Here is a 17,725-nt window from a genome sequence, read left to right on the forward strand (position 1 = left end):
AGTTCAATCATTAGTTCGACTATTTTTTGAAGCAAAGAAGTTATTCATCATTTCTTTTGCTTCATTTGGATTTCTTAGCTCTATGAGATTACCATCTTCATCAAATGAATAATGCCCCTTGAATGCTTCGGGCATTTCATTATACTGTTTCTCCTCTTGTTTCAAAACAAGAATATCCGTATTTTTTTATTAAATACGGAAGTCCACAGGCAGAACGTATAAATTCATATTCTTGATAGTTGTAAGGTGTATTCTCAGGTCTTTTCATTAACAGCTTTAAGAAGTGTTCCATGATCTTCTCAATTTCAGTTTCTGTTGCATAATTTGCTAAACCACGAATTGCTTTCAACTTCATATCTAAGTATCGTTCTTTTTTATATACATCTAAAAAAATTGCTTTAGGCCAATTTCATTATGCATTAAAATCCCGAGTATTATATTTCTTAAAGTAATGTCTTTTAGTTTAAAATAAATATCTTTTAAAACTTGAACATCATTGGTTTTTATAAAATGATAATTCAAATCATTGATTGCTTCTCTAAATCGTAAATCTCTTTCGGAAAAAAAAGCTGTCTTCAAATATTGAATGGCAGTTTCATGACTGGTTGGTTTCATCAAGTGATCCTCCATTTTCATTTCAGTGAAAAACTAACGCATCCGGAAACGGTAGCCGATCGACATGACCGGGTGCTGCGGTGTCTGTATTCAACTAACGTTCTGCGTTAGTTCAATCACACCCTCTATTTCTCTCCAATTATTAGGTCTATCTGACGAATAAAATCTTCCGCCAGTTCTTGCTGTCTAGTTGCAAATTCCAAGTTTCCGTGACCTGCAAGGGCAAAATCCAAATTACCTATTGTAGTCATTAGTATACGTGCGGTCATAGCAAATCCAACGGCTTTTAGATCAGTGTCATTGTTGATATGGTCCAATATGCATCTAAAGTTTGGCTCCTGAATTCCTCCGAATAATGTAAGATTACCAACAAATGAAGCATGGTCCCAGTATGTGGGCATCAATGATACATCCTCAAAGTCCGACCAGACCCAACCTTCGGGACTTGGTAATAAGTTTCCTCTATGGGCATCTCCATGACACGGTATAAGTAAACTTGATTCGATCCGTATCTGTTCATCTACCCTTAGAAACACATTTAATAGTACTTGTATACTCTGATCGGAGTGTTTACTCAATCTAACAGCCGATTGTCGTGTCCGCTCCCAAACACCAAGCACAGGAAGCTCGTCAACGAAGTCTTCCATTGCTCTTGAAAGTCCGTTTATCAGTTCAATGGCTTCACTGGGTGAAGGTGATTCCAATTGCATGGTAGGAACATATTTCCAAAACGTCATCCATGTACCTCCAACATCGTACGGTCCTGCATTAGTCAAGTCAATCGGTAATAACACGGGGACTTTCTTGGATTGGAGGTGACGTGCAACCCGTAACTCTCGATCAAGTATCTTGTATGCGTTCTCTGCATCTTCTTTTGAAATAACAGTGGCTATTCGAGCCACAATCGGATGGGGAGCCAAGTGAATGACTAGGTTCCCACCATTACTAAGCTCAATAGGTGTAATGTCAGTTAATCCAGCTTTCTCTGCTATTAATAACACTTGTGAAATAAGTTTGCCTTTCTCCGACACTACAACAGCTCCTTAATTAAGATATAAAAATATCTTAGCACCCTAGCTGTACTCCTCATAGGTACAAAACCTTTAATAATCAACTATCCTCCCGTTAGCACAACAGGCCACCGAATTTATCACCGGCAGCCTGTTTGATCTTTGTTATGAAGCTATCGTTCGCCGTTAGTACAACAATTCGTTATACATCCAACTTGAATTCTATCTACGACTGTTAACTGTGAACATGCCAGTTGCCTTCGCTGTCGCAATTCAACTCAAATATCATTTGTTTCGTATAAAACCTCTACCTGATAGTTGAATCACAAACGAACAATAGGTCGGTTCCATCGCTGCTATGTACTTATTATACAATGAATTTCGTTGATTATCAACGTTTTTCGTTGAGTTTTTTCGAGAGATATTGTATGATAGTTTAGAGGTGATTAGATTTGTTAAAATTAAAAATTGATAAGCTAATGCAAGCACGAAATATGAGCGTTAAGCAATTAAGTGAGCTGACCGGTATTCGTTGGAATACAGTGGACGATTACTCTAAGAATAAGGCTAAACATTGGACGTCTATACACCTAGAAGCATTTATGAAAGTATTTGAACTCGAAGGCATCGAGCAGTTAATTGAAAGGACAGAGTAAACTATCCGTCAATTTCGATGAAAAAAAGAGCCTACCTTCTAATAAGAAGTAGGCTTATTTCATTACTGTACTGTAGTTCACCGTTAGATTCCTGTAGATGGATAAATTTCAGCTTTGTAAAAAAAGGAGCGCCTCAGTACGTTGGAAGTACGCAACGGGTCAAAAGCCCTTTAATTCCATCATCCAGGAGGACGCTCTACTATGAAGTTTAAATCACAAGATAAGCAAAATCAACTCATTGAAAACATTACCGTTCATCATATTGTTGTAGGTGTAGACATTGCTCAAGAGGCTCATGTTGCAAGAGCGGTTAACTTCCGCGGAGTCGCTCTCGGTAATCCTCTAGAGTTCAGTAATGACGAAGATGGTTTCAAAAACCTCGATCGTTGGATTCGCGACTTGTTAGCTTCATTTAAATTATCTCAAGTTATCGTTGGTATGGAACCGACTGGCCATTACTGGCTTAGCCTTGCTGGGTGGCTCAAAAACAAAGCCATTGAAGCCGTACTTGTTAATCCTCACCTAGTTAAAAAGAATAAAGAAAACCGCGACAATACACGCTCTAAAAGCGACAAAAAAGATGCTTTAGTTATTGCCGACATGGTGAAAAACGGCTACTACTCCCCTGTCCGTTTCCACTCCTCTGAGTACGAGGAACTGCGAGTGCTCATGGCTAACCGAGAAACGGTCGTTAAACGACTCGTAAGTTCCGTTAATCAGATCCACCGCTGGGTCGACATTGTCTTCCCTGAACTGAGGCAAGTCTTTAAGATCTTAACTTGCAAGGGTGCATTGTTAACCCTACGGCTTTTTCCACTCCCGTCTGAGCTATGTAAACTAAGTCCTGACGATGTCATTAAAGGATGGCAGAAATCCATGAAGCGGCATTCTGGTGTACGTAGAGCTCATCTACTCATCGATCTTGCCAAGAAAACTGTTGGATCCAAGCAGGCAACACATGCTTACAAGCTCCATCTAGAGCAGCTCCTTGAGGAGCACGACTTAGCTACTAAACAACTGCAGAGGATCGAAAGAGAAGCCAAAGACGTTGTTGAACGTATCCCCTATTCAGGCAAAATCCTTGCCATTACTGGAATAAGTGCCATTGCTCTAGCTGGTATTTTAGGAGAGGCTGGAGATCTTAGAGGTTATGCGCACGGGAATTCTCTACTCCGTCACGCAGGTCTCAATGTGACCGAAGCAAGCTCGGGTAAATGGAAGGGACAACTGAAGCTCAGTAAACGAGGCCGTCCACGGCTGCGTCACTTTCTCTATTTAGTCACGATGTGCATGGTCGTCATGAGTAACCAAGAATTTAAAGCCTTACATCACCATAATGTTCAGGTGAAAAAGCTTAAAAAGATGAAGTCCATCATGAAGTTATGTGGAAAACTAGCTCGATTCTTAGTAGGAATGGCCCGTAGTGATGAAGCTTACAACCCCGATAAAATCTTTGCATTAGCAGCTTAAAATAAACCTTATCTCACGCAAGTTGGCATATTCGCAGGAGACAAAGAAAGCACGGAGTATCGGGATACATTACGCAAAAAGGCTCCGACCTGTTCCGTTAGAAAGACCGACCTCCACCCCTTAGATAGATGTGACGAAGGAATGAGAGGGCTATTGACCCGTCGAGACATGGGAGTGAAAATCGCTAAGGGCACCGTGGAGAATACGTGCAGCATCTGGAATGTATTGGGTGAATCAACTCCACCTCTGTTCCCGCACGCCTTTTTAACGACACGTCCTAATATATCTCGCTATCTTTCGTTCATCATTAAAATCTAAAGGATGAAATCCTGCGAATAGACGAGCTTGCGTGAGGAAATCAGATTATACCGAGGGAGCTTAATCTCTTGCTTGAGCTACAAATGTAATCCAATTGCTTCTAAAAATAATTAATCTACCATTCTTTTCTTCCTTAATCTCCTGTTGAACACTTTTTTCTATTGATATGTTCCAGTCAGTATACACCTCTCTAAGATAGGTAAATGCTTTCTCTGTTGAAAGGTTTAATTCAATCAAGCCTACCTGTTCCTCTCCAGTAAGTACGTCAATTTCCTTTACTTCTGTGCTCATTAATATGCAATTTATGCCGCCAACTGTTGTTCCTGCTTTCATTTCTTCAAGTTTAGTTTGAAAAGCTGCTTCTGAACTAACATGCTCTAAACAAGAACAAGCGACAATATAGTCAAATGTATTTTTATTAATCAGAAAATTCTCCACATCAATCGCTTGTGAAATGATTGTATCCGTAACTCCATATTGTTCCGCATTTTGGTTTAATAATTGAATAGCCGAAGGCAATAAATCAATACAATATATCTTTCCTTTATACGCCTGAATACTTTGTGCAATGGGGATACTGTTTCTTCCGACTCCACAACCAAGGTCTAGGACCTGAATATTGTCTTTTTCTATTTGCATCAAATTATCGAGAACAACTTTCACAGGGCGCGAAAGCCAGCTGCCAGGTTGAAAAAGTTTTGTTTCTGCATAAAATTTATCATGATATTCAATTTCTTTATCTCGTGCTCGATTGAATAAGTAATTCAGTGCATCCATCTCCTTAAATACCTATGTATTTCTAACATTAAATTCAACAATAATTGGAAGTAACCTGCCCGTTACTTCAATGGAACAGGGAGCAGCGCCGCGGCGGCCTGCTCCCTGTATTGGTTAAACTATCGTTCTCTCGTTAGTTGAATGAGCTATTCAGTATAGAAGAATATCAAACAGATATTTGCTTCTCCTCCAAATCAACTTTTTGGTTTAAGTTCAATCGTTTCATTTTTTGGTTTTACCCACCGGTCACCTTGAGGGAGACTTATCTTGTACCAAGTAATTACATTAGCGGGTAACGGGGCATGTTGCCACTTAGCTATTACTTGTACCGTGCCCGATTCAAGTATTTCTCCGCTACCTTCTTGTTCATAAGGTACTAAATAAACGGTCTCAGACCCCGTTAGCTTTAGTTTAAAATCGATTGGTTCGGCATGGACATCCTCCATAAGGGCTGGGTTCATAATCCATTTTGGACCCAGCCACGTATCAACTTGATACCATGTTCCGGATTTCCCAGATGCACTCATGGCATTTATGACATACTTTGGTCCGTAATGTATGGTGGCAGTAGAGAAAATCTCCTGTGGTGCAAGCATTATATTTGTTTTAGTATTGGTGTCTGGTTGGTTAAATAAATTTGCCGTGTTTAAGAGCGTTAATGTATTCTTTCGCTCCGCATAATTACCATATAAGACTTTATCATCGTCCCGTATCCAGCGGTCTCCTAGCCAAGTCTGCACCTTTAACCATTCATCAGGACCTCTTTTGTCATAAAAACTAAAAGGTGAGTCCGGGGCAAGCTGCACATTCTGATAAGGCGATATGGCACCAAGAGGACTGACTGCTGCCTCCATCATCTCCAGAATATAAATTTGTTTCTTGGATGATAACAAAGTTTATGGGAGGTGCTGCTGTTTAAAGCAAAAAAGCTGAATTACAAATAAGTTTTGAAGCACTTTTTACATAAAAGTTCCATTCAACTAACGTCTCCCTGGAAACGGCAGCCGATCGCCGACTGCCGTCATGTTGTGATTGAACTATCATTCTCTCTTTCTTCAATGAATCTCGAAGCATTGTTTCCTAATTCTTCTCTAATATAACAAGTGAATAAACTGTTGCACCCATCTCACCGCCTGACATAGCACTCTGAGATACAACCTTCCATCCCTCTTGTAAAAGCTGATTTAAATCACTTAAGTTATTCTTTTTATCGTTATAATATTGAACTATAATTGCCTTTTGCATGAATGCACCTCCAGAATACCATTTTACCATACATATTATTCCATTAAACTGCCCGTGAGCGTGGAAAAGGCAGCCGATCATTGTGCCAGCTGCCGTCATTTTGTGATTGAACTATAGTTCACCGTTGAATGGATATTTGTGTAATCTGTTAGAAGTTCTCCGAACTGTCATCGTTCGATTGATCTCATACTTTTAGCGTATTTTATCATTTCATCTTCATCTAATTTAAAAGCTTTCATTCTACATAGAGTGTTCCCTTGTTATCCACGTAAGTTCGCCACCTTTTTGATCTTTCGCAGACTTGGAAATAGAAGCAAAAAAAGCAGACCCCGTTTGATAAGGGACTGCTTCGTTTAAATTAAATTCAAGTACCTTGCATTATTTGCTCTTCTGCGCCAACATTTTGATCAGCACCGTCACAGCCTCTGCTCGCGTCGCATTGTCTAGAGGGGCGAATTGGTTATCGCCTTTCCCTTGCACAATGCCTGCTTGCTTCACGTAAGCAACACTTGCTTTCGCCCACGTTGGAATGTCCTTGTCGTCCGCGAAGCCGGTTGCAGCGTTCGCTTGGCCAGACTTACCTAGCGCAGCCGTAATCATCGCTGCTATCTCTGCGCGTGTAATGACTGCATCTGGACGGAAGCTGCCGTCCTCGTAGCCATTAATAATGCCCGCTTGCACTGCTTGCGCCACCGCTTTTTTGGCCCATGCTCCGATCTGCGCTGAATCTGTAAAAATCAGCTCCGTTCCTTCACCTTGCAGCTTCAACGTACTCATCAGCATGACCGCGAATTCTGCGCGCGTCACGGTTTTCCCAGGCTTGAACGTGCCATCTGGGTAACCGCTGACAATCCCTCTGCTTATCGCTTGCTTGATGTTGGCCTCGGCCCAGTGCCCAGAGATGTCGCTTAACGTTATCGTGTCTGGTGTTGGTTCAGTTTCCCCTTGACCTACAACGAATACCGCGTATTTCGTAAAGTGGTTCACTTCTACGGTGATATGACCATCGTGAACAGCACTGCCTGAAACTTTCACCCATTCCTTCTTCGTTTCGTCAAAAAAGAATACGGCTACGGTTTGATTGCCCCTTAATTTGGATGGATCGAAAGCAAACGTCAGGGTGACCGATTTACTAAAGTTCTCTGAGAAATTTTTCAGAATTTCAAAAATGGGGCTGGCTAGAACGTCTTTAGCCTTTACAAGGTTTTGAATATTCAACAATTTATCTATCGTTAATTTCAGCTCTTTGCTTGTAGCATCGGCCGGAATCAAGATCGTGATGGCATCCCCCAGACTAACCTTGCCTGTTTTGCCTACAGGAAGCGTTAATGTGCCATTAGTTGAGGTTACTGGGGTGTCGCTTGTTGGCGATGCTGTACCACCGCCACCTCCACCTCCGCCTGATGGTGCTGTTACGACAACTTCAACTGTCGCCGTTAAGCTTCCCGTGTTTGTTGTATTCGCTGGCAAGCCGCCTAACGTTGCTGTGAATGTATAGCTGCCTTCTGCTGCCGGGTTGTAGTTGTCTGTATTTACCCATGCCGTTACAGGCACGGTGATTATTCCGCCATTTGCTGTTACAGTGGCATGGCTTGCTATTAAAGCTGCGGATACGGCTTCTGCATTTGCATAGGTTACTGCTCCTACTGTGCCTGCTGCTACATTGCCAATTGCATCAAACACTGTGATGTTTGTTCCTACTTGCGTTGCCGGCGCTACGACAACTAAGACTTTCGCCTTTAAGCCGCTAGTGTTTGTTGTATTTGCTGGCAAGCTACCTAACGTTGCTGTGAATGTATAGTTGCCTGCTTCTGCCGGGTTGTAGTTGTCTGTGTTTACCCATGCCGTTACAGGCACGGTAATTGTTCCGTCATTTGCTGTTACAGTGGCATGACTTGCTATTAACGCTGCGGATACGGCTTCTGCATTTGCATAGGTTACCGCTCCTACTGTGCCTGCCGATACATTGCCAATTGCATCAAATGCTGTGATGTTTATAACTGCTGGCGCTACAACAACTTCGACTGTCGCCGTTAAGCCGCTAGTGTTTGTTGTATTCGCTGGCAAGCTGCCTAACGTTGCTGTGAATGTATAGTTGCCTGCTTCTGCCGGGTTGTAGTTATCTGTGTTTACCCATGCCGTTACAGGCACGGTGATTGTTCCGTCATTTGCTGTTACAGTAGCATGGCTTGCTAATAACGCTGCGGATACGGCTTCTGCATTTGCATAGGTTGCTGCGCCTGCTGTGCCTGCCGTTACATGGCCAATTTCATCAAATCCTGTGATGTTCATAACTGCTGGCGCTACAACAACTATGACTGTCGCCGTTAAACCGCCAGTGTTTGTTGTATTCGCTGGCAAGCTGCCTAATACGGCTGTGAATGTATAACTGCCTGCTACTGATGAGCTGTAGTTATTTGTATCTACCCATGCGGTTACAGGCACGGCGATTGTTCCGTCATTTGCTGTTACAGTAGCATGGCTTGCTAATAACGCTGCGGATACGGCTTCTGCATTTGCATAGGTTGCTGCGCCTGCTGTGCCTGCCGTTACATGGCCAATTTCATCAAATGCTGTAATGTTTATAACTGCTGGCGCTACAACAACTATGACTGTCGCCGTTAAGCCGCCAGTGTTTGTTGTATTCGATGGCAAGCTGCCTAATACGGCTGTGAATGAATAACTGCCTGCTACTGATGAGCTGTAGTTATTTGTATCTACCCATGCGGTTACAGGCACGGCGATTGTTCCGCCGTTTGCTGTTACAACAGCATGACTTGCTAATAAAGCTGCGGATACGGCTCCTGCATTTGCATAGGTCGCTGCACCTGCTGTGCCTGCCGTTACATGGCTAATTTCATCAAATGCTGTAATGTTTATAACTGCTGGCGCTACAACAACTTCGACTGTGGCCGTTAAGCCGCCAGTGTTTGTTGTATACGCTGACAAGCTGCCTAATATTGCCGTGAATGTATAGCTGCCTGCTACTGATGGGTTGTAGTTATCTGTATCTACCCATGCGGTTACAGGCACGGTGATTGTTCCGCCGTTTGCTGTTACAGCAGCATGGCTTGCTAATAACGCTGCGGATACGGCTCCTGCATTTGCATAGGTCGCTGCACCTGCTGTGCCTGCTGCTACATGGCCAATTGCATCAAATCCTGTGATGTTCGTATTTGCTGGTGCTACTGCTTCTGTCGCTACGCTTAACACTGGCGTTCCAGCCAATCCGTAATTGTCCTTTGGCGTTACTTCAAACTTAATTGTGTTTCCTTGGTCGCCGGCTACCGGTGAATATGTTGTGCTTGTTGCGCCTGCAATTGGGATATATGTTGTCCCGTCTGAACTGCTTAGCCATCTGTATGTGGACGTTCCTTCCGTATCTTCATCATCTGCGTCAGTGAATGTATATGTGCCAGTCAGTTGTACGCCTACTTGCGCTATTTCTGCAATGGTCACAGATGACGCCGTCGGCGCTGTATTTGCCGCTACCGTTACCATTACGGTGTAGTCTTGTGTCGTGCCGTCTTCCGCCACAACTGTATACGTTATTGCGCTTGTGAAGTTCTGCGGGGTTGTTCCGCTCACTTGTGCAGTGCTTCCCACATTCACACTAACTCCCGTTGTTGTGAACGTTGGGATAAGCGCCGTTACATCTGTTCCATAAGGCACGATCAATGCGATGGTCTTGTCCGTTTCGTCAACCGTTCCCGTTACCATCGGGCTCAATCCCTCGAAACTAAATGCTGTAATGGCTTTCGCTTGGCTCATCCACTTCGCATATAACATCTGGTCCATTGTAATAGCAGTTGTTGCAAAATCAAATGGTGCGCCACTAAAATCACTGGAGCTATACCATCCTCCGAACGTGTAGCCTGTCTTGCTCTCTGCCGCCGGCTCTGTAGCATAATGGTTTTTAATCACAGCCTGATCGGCTGCCGCCGGTGAACCACTGTCATTGTTAAAGCTTACTGTATAGCCGATGGACCCCTTTGTAATTTGATGAGTACCACTATCCGCCACATACACCGTGCCGTCACTGCCTATGGCAATACCTTGCGGATACATAAATTCTGCTGAACCGGTGATGTTCTCCCAAGTGCTCTCTCCACTCCGCAGTTTTTTAATTTGGTGATTCATATAATCCGCCACATACACCGTGCCGTCACTGCCTATGGCCACATCATAGGGATATTTAAATCCTCCCGATCCGGTGATATTAGACCAAGTGCTACCTCCGCTCGTTAGTTTTTTAATTTGATGATTATTCGTATCCGCCACATACAAGGCACCATCACCGCCTATGGCCATGCCATGCGGATTATTAAATCCTCCCGATCCAGTGATGTCAGACCATGTGCTGCCCCCACTCGGCAGTTTTTTAATTTTGTTATTAGAAGTATCCGCCACATACACTGTGCCGTCACTGCCTATAGCCACACCTTGTGGATACTTAAATCCTCCCGAGTTGGTGATGTCCTCCCAGTCGCTCCATCCGCTTGGCAGTTTTTTAATTTTATGATTACTAGTATCCGTCACATACACCGTGCCGTCACTGCCTACTGCCACACCAACCGGATTGTTAAATCCTTCCGATCCGGTGATGTTCTCCCAATCGCTGCTCCCGTTCGACAGTTTTTTTATTTGTTGATTAAGCGTATCCGCCACATACACCGTACCGTCACTGCCTAAGGTCATACCTTGCGGTGTATTAAACCCTTCCGATCCGGTGATGTCAGTCCAAACTAAGGTTCCTGCGGCATAGGCCTTTCCCCCTCCCAGAACACTCTGTATCATCGGAAGGACAAGTAGAACGATGCTCATCAGCACTGCGATTAGTCTCTTCTTAATGTTTACTCTTCTCATACGTTGCACGCCTCTCCCATTCCCTTTTGTCAAATTTTGTCGATCTTCCCCACTATAACGCTATGTTCTCAAAAAAATAACTACCCAATCGGGTAGTCTTTTAACGCGATATATAGGTGATATCAATAGAGTATTCTTACTTCTTTGGCACGCTGCAGCGCTTGTACTCGATTGTTGACTTTAAGCTTCTTATACACATTCTTTATGTGAAATTTGACAGTATCCCCTGTAATGTTCAGGAGCGAGGCTATCTCCCTGTTCGACAAGCCTTCTGCGAGCAGCCGTAACACCTTCGTCTCCTGCTCAGTTAGGTTTTCTTTAAGTGATTGTTCCGCATACACCGGTTCAAGCAGACCCTGCGTGTAAGGCTCGACAGCCGCGCTCCGCTGTCTTTTTATGATCTTGTCCAACGTTTTTGACAATCGCGGGGCGGACACAGGCTTCATTAGATAATCCAAAGCGCTCATATCGAAGGCCTGAACCGCATAATCGTCATAGGCGGTTACAAAGACCACATCGATGGAAGCATCGGTTCCCAAAAGCAGATTGGAAAGCTGCAAACCGTCCATCTCCGGCATAGAAATATCCAGAAATGCAATATGTATCGGATTCTCCTTTACAAATTCATAAGCCTGATGCGGGTTCAGAAACGTGTGGCATATTTCAATCTCGCCGCTATCGGATAGAAGCTTCTTCAATAGTTTCATCGGTAATTCTTCATCATCTACAATAATGGCTCTCAGCATGCTTCAATCTCCAATCTGCTTGACCGGTTGTACGGGAATATCGAAGAACACTCGTGTGCCTTTTCCTTCCGCGCTTTCAATACAAATACATGATCCATAAAGAAGCTTGAGGCGCTGATTAATGTTACCCAGCCCTACACCTTTCTTGTTCATACCCGGTTTAAGTATTTCCTCCCGTTTCTGTTCACTCATCCCGCATCCATTGTCCACTACAGCAAAGCTGACAACGGCGTCCTCTTTCTGATTGACCGATATTTGCACGGTCCCTCCCCGTAGACTGGACATCAGGCCATGTCTGATGGCATTTTCCACCAACGGCTGCAGAATCAGCGGGGGAATTCGGTGATCCAGCAGAGTGGCGTCCACATCGTACTCCACAACCAATCTAGTCCCAAATCTCGTCTTTTCAATGTTGATATATGCATTTAATAACTCTAATTCCTTTTCAATCGTTGTTAGTGAGTCCAGTTGTTTAAAGTCAAAGCTGCTTCTCAAATATTGCGAAAGATCTATCGTCAATGCTCCCGCCTTATGGGGTTCGTCGATGCACAATGCGGCAATAGAACTCAGGGCATTGTACAGGAAATGAGGTTTGATCTGAGAACGCAAAAAGGCGATTTCCGCCTCCTTGACATCTGCTTGCAACTGTTGGTTCTTCCTAAGCACTTCATTGATCGTTTCATTTAAAGAAGTGAAGAGAAACACTGCCACCGTGGTAATCAGGATATAAATGAACTGTACCTGAAGAACCTTAAATGAAATACCTTTCAAAACAGATACAACTGTGATTCCAACAAGACAATAGTAGATGCAAAGGATCACCGCTATGTTTATCCGCTTTCTCTTCTTTGCTTTAGTGAAATTCTTTTGAAAAAACACGATAACCGGCATGCTGATTAAAAGGGTCAGAATTGTCGAATACAATCCCAAATCAATCCCAAGATAAAATCGATAAAGAATAATAATTGCGGACAAGAATAAACCTGTTCGCAGGCCGCCATATAACGTACCTAAAAGCAAGGGAACAATTCTAATATCCAAACGGACATTGGCGCTAATGTATGTGGGAAAAGACATACATAACAAGATAGATAGTCCCAATAATACAGATAGAATGATATTTACGTAATTATTTCTCTCAAGTCTCCCCGCATTAAATATTTGGAAGGTGAATATTGCCGTTGTTATTAGAGCTAGTTGCAGCGAAAAATCCTTGATTGTGTTCATAATTCGATCACCTTTTTCATTGAAGAGCTGATACTCGATATTTTATCATCATTCTCTGTTATTTCGATCATTTTTTCTGAAGGATATAACAGAAAAAGCAGCCATCACAGAGGATTATCTGCAACATCTGCTTTCTCATTTGAAGGACTCCATTTGCACGATATATTTAATTAATTCCCATTTGGAATCTCTGCTCTCAACATATTTAGTTATATATTCATCTGTGGGATACATGATTTGTTGATCAGGCTCATGGTCTAATTTCAACGTTTTTTTGTTGGAGGTCGCTAATCAATTGATTTGTAAGCATAATGAATGGGAACTCCATTTGTTCTGCGTTACTCGCGTTCATTACAACAATTTTAGATCTATCTTCTGAACGCCAAAGAACTCTGATAATAAGATCATTACTTCCATTCGAACTTGAAAGATGATATACAGAACCCTCTAATATCATTTGTCTCCTCCTGTAATGATTAATGGTTTCGACATTCTAATTTCTTGATTCATCATGTCAGTATGCCATCGTTTGTTAGCTAATTGGTGTTTTAGAATGAACATGCACAATCCTTCCTTAGCCCAAATTGTTTATCCGCTTGCTGACATAGTTTTTGAATAGTGTTTTGACCGTTATTTTTTATAAGCAAGTGAAGGAATGCCTCTGAGATATTCTCGACCACTTCTGTGTCTAATCCATTTCTACTATCCAAAAACTTACCATCGTATATCCATTCCACATTACTAGATTCATAGGCAAATGTGTAGAAAGAGTAATACCCCAGTTGATGCCTTGCTCCTCAAGGGAGGCCATGCCAATGAATAGTCAAACTAATTGAAAACAAAGATGAAAAGTAATGTAAAACTCACTACATCATATAAACAACTGAATATAATAAAAAACGATAGTAAAAGATTATTATTTTAAAAGTCTTAAAACTATCGCAAAATATCACATACCGCAGATGTCTATTAATACCACAATTCGGAAAATACTATATTATATCTAATATATGAGGTAAATCACGCCAGTACTCACTTGGAACTCCAACTAGCGAATCGTTTGACAGTGAGCTTCATCTGACACTCACTAAAAAACAAACCAAAGAGGTCAAGGCTCATCCGAGATTTACAAGTTCTTCCCATCCTCTTCTACATTTGATTTTTTGGATTTGCATGATAACTTATATTACCCGACTTCCTTTCGGGTTGTTCGTTTCGTCCTTCCAAGTGGTGCTTATGAAACCGTCATTACAAATCTTTCTGCCGCTGATTTCCCATCTGACGAACAGAGTAGCATAATTCGGTTCACATGGACAAAGCGGTTATTCCATCCGCTTTGTTTGCTGTACGCTTTTTCCTTCTTGGCTCCAAAGAAAGAAACGGCACAGGGATTTTTCCCATGCCGTTTCGGATTCCATTTTATTTCCATTCTGTCATTGAAGTTTAACTTAATGACATTATTTAAGAAGATGCCCTTTTGTATGACGGCTATGTCTTCAACATCCTTAGTTAAGTGAATCCAACAGCTTCCTCAATTCCGGGTTTAGCTTCAACACATTCAGGATGATCTGCAAAGCTTCCGCGCGTGTGGAAGTGCTCTTGGCATCAAACTTTCCTGCTGCTTTACCGCTTATGATGCCGGCTTGTGCTCCAGCCTTGATCTCATTTGCTGCATAAGAATCCTTCACGTCTTCGAAAATTCCTTTGGAATTATCCTTTGGTACATTGTTGAGGTTTACAATCCGAGACAGTAAGATAACCATTTCCTCACGAGTGATCGTGTTATCTGGCTTGAATGTACCGTCTTCGTATCCGCCGATGATCCCTGCTCCAGCAAGTTTCTCGATCTCGCTTTTCGCCCAACTGTTACCAATATCCTTCAATGCAACACTGTTTTTTTTGCCACCTTCGATATGAAATACACGGCTAAGAATCGATGCAAATTCAGCTCTTGTTATTTTACCATCCGGCATGAATGTGCCATCGTTATAACCTTTAATCACTTGCAGCTTTACGAACGTGTTAATTGTCATTTCAGCCCAATGCCCTTTGGTATCTGAAAGTGGTTTTATAGCTGGCACTTTTTTAGCTTCTTTAATTAGAAATTCAATGTTCTTAAGTACATCAACACCTTTTACTACATCCGACTTGAACACATCCAGAGCAGGAGTAAGATCAGGGTCCGGCTTATCTGTAGATGTCTTTGGTGGAGATGCAGGTGAAGATGGAGATGAAGATGGAGGTGTAGATGAATGCTCATCATGAGCTGTATAAATAGTAATTACCTTGGTCCCAACAATGCCAGATCCATCGAGTGCAGTTGCGTGAACGGTAACAGTACCTGCTTGAGTTGCGACGAGTAGACCTTCAGCATTAATCGTTGCTTGCCCTGTACCAGCACTTACAGACCAGTTGAAAGTTTTGTCCGTAGCATAATCTGGAGTTACCTTGGCATGAAGTTGTTGGGAGCCCCCTACGTACATGTTGTCACTAGTACTAGACACTTCAATACCGGTAACCATGCTTCTAAGAGTGACCGTATAAGTTTGCTTCGTTCCATCCTGTGCAGTCACGATAAGGGTAATCGTATTAGCCCCCAAATTGAGACTAATTGAATCGTTTACTAGATTTCCATTGAGCTGTAGTGCTACCGTCGCATGGCTTTCTGTAGTTGCATACGTAACTGTAGTGACGGAAACGTTGCTCGGGATAACTGCCGTGTAGGCGTAAGTATCCGCACTTACAGGTTGATCAAGCGTTATGCCGCTTAAATTCAGCGAGCTTAAAGCAGCATTGCTTGAACCAACTCGTACAACAGTGGCCGTATAGGTATTTTTAGTCGTTCCATCTTCCGCTGTAACAACGATGCTTATCACATTAGAACCAACATCTAACTGAATATTATTACTAACAGAAGCCCCATTGAGCTGTAAATCCGCTGTCGCATGGCTATCTGTCGTTGCATACGTAACTGTAGTGACCGAAACATTGTTCGGCACAGTTGCCGTGTAATCATGCGTATCCGCACTTACGGGTTGATCAAGCGTTATATCGCTTAAATATACCAATCTTAAAGAAGCATTACTTGAACCAGCTCGTACAACAGTGGCAGTATAGGTATTTTTAGTCGTTCCATCTTCCGCTGTAACAACGATGCTTATCACATTAGAACCAACATTTAACTGAATCGGACTACTTACAGAAGCCCCATTGAGCTGTAAATCCGCTGTCGCATGGCTATCTGTCGTTGCATACGTAACTGTAGTGGCTGAAACATCGTTCGGCACAGTTGCCGTGTAATCGTACGTATTCGCACTTACTGGTTGATCAAGCGTTATGCCGCTTAAGGTCAGCGAACCTAGTGTGCTATCGGTTGACGGAGCAACCAAATTATTGATTAGATAAATCGGATCGTAACTGACATTAGAATTTACATCGCTACTAGAAGTTATTGTATACGAAGTATTCCCATTTGTTGGAGTGAAACGAATTGCTTGTTTATTCTTAATTTTCTTTTGCTGTTCCGAATAAACACTGTAATTAATACTATCTTGCAGCCCTATCAAAGCTTGCTTACCATATGATTCATCTGACCCCGCAAGCGTTCGGTATTGCATTTGTATTTCTTGCGTAGATTCATACAGGATGGCTTGAAAAGTACCAAGGGGACTAGATTCCTCACAGCAAAATTTCATATTCGTCCATTGCATGACAAACTTTCGATTAGGAGCGGTTCCTATCGTTTTGTGTAACACTTGACTACTGGAAAGATACAAATCATCATAGAAAGGTGCGATAAAGTTATTAGGCAAATCACTATCTGGACTCGATCCCAATGGAAGAACATCACCATTATAGCAGCATCCATCTGTTGGTTCATGAAACATCATAAAGCCATTTGTACTTGAATAGGCTTGATTATAACTGTTTCCGAAAAAGTTAAAATTAAATCCTACTGGTATGGCACTCGATACGCCATCATCATCATCATCAACTACTATGCTAGTTCCTGGATATACGCTTTCTGACGAATCATAAATTAAATTCCATCCGGAATACAAGGTGAGTGGTTTTGATGAAATACTACTCATGTCAGACTGAATAACAAAAGTCACGAGACCGTTGACCGTATATGATGAGTAACCTTCCTTTACAGTATCTCTCCGCGTGTAAGGTCCATTGCTTGTATCACCGGAGTCTATATTGTAAAAAGTTGTGTTTGAATCCGCAGAATGGGCGAATACTTCCGTTCGGCCATCTACAAGTTCATTGTTGGTACCATAAACAGCAAACGTCACATCTACATAACCCGGATGGCTGGTATCCGTCATGGATACTTGAGTGACATGATCTGCACCATGGGTTGGTTTTAGTGCTGAAACTTGGGTTAAACTTAAATCGTTGTTAAAACCATATGAATGATTGGGGACCCAGCTTACATTCCCATCGCTCACATAGCCACCTACGATTGTTTTGGCGCTGTTAGTTGGTACCGTTATTGAAGTTTGATTGGATTGATTAATTGGTCCTTTTTCTACCGTTCCATCTGAATATCTTACATATACTTGCTCTGATCCCTGTAACGTATCCCCAACGGGGATGTTAAAAACGACTGAACCTGTTTGAATAATACATCCACTTAAGAGAACTACAAACAGAGTCGCGACTAAGACCAAGTTGAACTTGGAAAAATGCTTCTTAATTAGGTTAATCATTGATTTCCCCCTCTTTCCTGTCATTTGTCTATTTCCATTGGCAATTATATACTTTTGGTCCTATATGTGAGATGTAACTA

General features: G+C 42.3%; 14 protein-coding genes. 2 read left to right on the forward strand and 12 right to left on the reverse strand.

Features of this window, described 5'->3' with window-relative positions:
- Window positions 1-3: 3 nt before the first annotated feature.
- The 4 genes from ACUN27_RS30020 to ACUN27_RS30035 all read right to left on the reverse strand — a co-directional run bounded on the left by ACUN27_RS30020 (window position 4) and on the right by ACUN27_RS30035 (window position 1,646).
- Window positions 4-165, reverse strand: a complete 162-nt coding sequence (locus ACUN27_RS30020) for a hypothetical protein (protein ID WP_445560057.1) — start codon at window positions 163-165, stop codon at window positions 4-6.
- Window positions 140-355: a hypothetical protein gene (locus ACUN27_RS30025; RefSeq protein ID WP_379175369.1), complete on the reverse strand. Its 216-nt coding sequence runs from the start codon at window positions 353-355 to the stop codon at window positions 140-142. The genes ACUN27_RS30020 and ACUN27_RS30025 overlap by 26 nt, the downstream gene beginning before the upstream one ends.
- A 29-nt stretch (window positions 356-384) precedes the next feature.
- Window positions 385-615: a hypothetical protein gene (locus ACUN27_RS30030; protein ID WP_315954851.1), complete on the reverse strand. Its 231-nt coding sequence runs from the start codon at window positions 613-615 to the stop codon at window positions 385-387.
- 125 nt (window positions 616-740) lie between these two features.
- Window positions 741-1,646, reverse strand: coding sequence for a phosphotransferase (locus ACUN27_RS30035; protein WP_445560058.1), 906 nt, complete (start codon window positions 1,644-1,646; stop codon window positions 741-743).
- A gap of 431 nt (window positions 1,647-2,077) precedes the next feature.
- Here ACUN27_RS30035 and ACUN27_RS30040 point away from each other — a divergent pair, with 431 nt between their 5' ends.
- On the forward strand, window positions 2,078-2,281 hold the full coding sequence (locus tag ACUN27_RS30040; RefSeq protein ID WP_445560059.1) for a helix-turn-helix domain-containing protein: 204 nt from the start codon (window positions 2,078-2,080) through the stop codon (window positions 2,279-2,281).
- Window positions 2,282-2,482: 201 nt separating this feature from the next.
- The gene (locus ACUN27_RS30045; protein ID WP_445560060.1) at window positions 2,483-3,751 is read left to right on the forward strand and encodes an IS110 family transposase; all 1,269 of its coding nucleotides are present in this window, start codon (window positions 2,483-2,485) and stop codon (window positions 3,749-3,751) included.
- 378 nt (window positions 3,752-4,129) lie between these two features.
- Here ACUN27_RS30045 and ACUN27_RS30050 read toward each other — a convergent pair whose 3' ends face one another.
- The 8 genes from ACUN27_RS30050 to ACUN27_RS30085 form a co-directional block, all read right to left on the reverse strand.
- Window positions 4,130-4,846: a class I SAM-dependent methyltransferase gene (locus tag ACUN27_RS30050; RefSeq protein WP_445560061.1), complete on the reverse strand. Its 717-nt coding sequence runs from the start codon at window positions 4,844-4,846 to the stop codon at window positions 4,130-4,132.
- Between the two features lie 194 nt (window positions 4,847-5,040).
- Window positions 5,041-5,700, reverse strand: coding sequence for a hypothetical protein (locus ACUN27_RS30055; protein ID WP_445560062.1), 660 nt, complete (start codon window positions 5,698-5,700; stop codon window positions 5,041-5,043).
- Between the two features lie 226 nt (window positions 5,701-5,926).
- Window positions 5,927-6,091: a hypothetical protein gene (locus ACUN27_RS30060; protein WP_445560063.1), complete on the reverse strand. Its 165-nt coding sequence runs from the start codon at window positions 6,089-6,091 to the stop codon at window positions 5,927-5,929.
- Window positions 6,092-6,469: 378 nt separating this feature from the next.
- Window positions 6,470-10,957, reverse strand: a complete 4,488-nt coding sequence (locus ACUN27_RS30065) for an S-layer homology domain-containing protein (RefSeq protein ID WP_445560064.1) — start codon at window positions 10,955-10,957, stop codon at window positions 6,470-6,472.
- A 122-nt stretch (window positions 10,958-11,079) separates the two neighbouring features.
- Window positions 11,080-11,703: a response regulator gene (locus ACUN27_RS30070; RefSeq protein WP_445560065.1), complete on the reverse strand. Its 624-nt coding sequence runs from the start codon at window positions 11,701-11,703 to the stop codon at window positions 11,080-11,082.
- Between the two features lie 3 nt (window positions 11,704-11,706).
- The gene (locus tag ACUN27_RS30075) at window positions 11,707-12,930 is read right to left on the reverse strand and encodes a sensor histidine kinase (RefSeq protein WP_445560066.1); all 1,224 of its coding nucleotides are present in this window, start codon (window positions 12,928-12,930) and stop codon (window positions 11,707-11,709) included.
- Window positions 12,931-13,478: 548 nt separating this feature from the next.
- Window positions 13,479-13,667 carry a TnsA endonuclease C-terminal domain-containing protein gene (locus tag ACUN27_RS30080; RefSeq protein WP_445560067.1) on the reverse strand — a complete coding sequence of 63 codons (189 nt, stop codon included), beginning with the start codon at window positions 13,665-13,667 and terminating at the stop codon, window positions 13,479-13,481.
- Between the two features lie 768 nt (window positions 13,668-14,435).
- On the reverse strand, window positions 14,436-17,645 hold the full coding sequence (locus ACUN27_RS30085; protein WP_445560068.1) for a cadherin-like beta sandwich domain-containing protein: 3,210 nt from the start codon (window positions 17,643-17,645) through the stop codon (window positions 14,436-14,438).
- Window positions 17,646-17,725 lie beyond the last annotated feature (80 nt).

This window comes from Paenibacillus sp. WC2504, assembly GCF_052682475.1.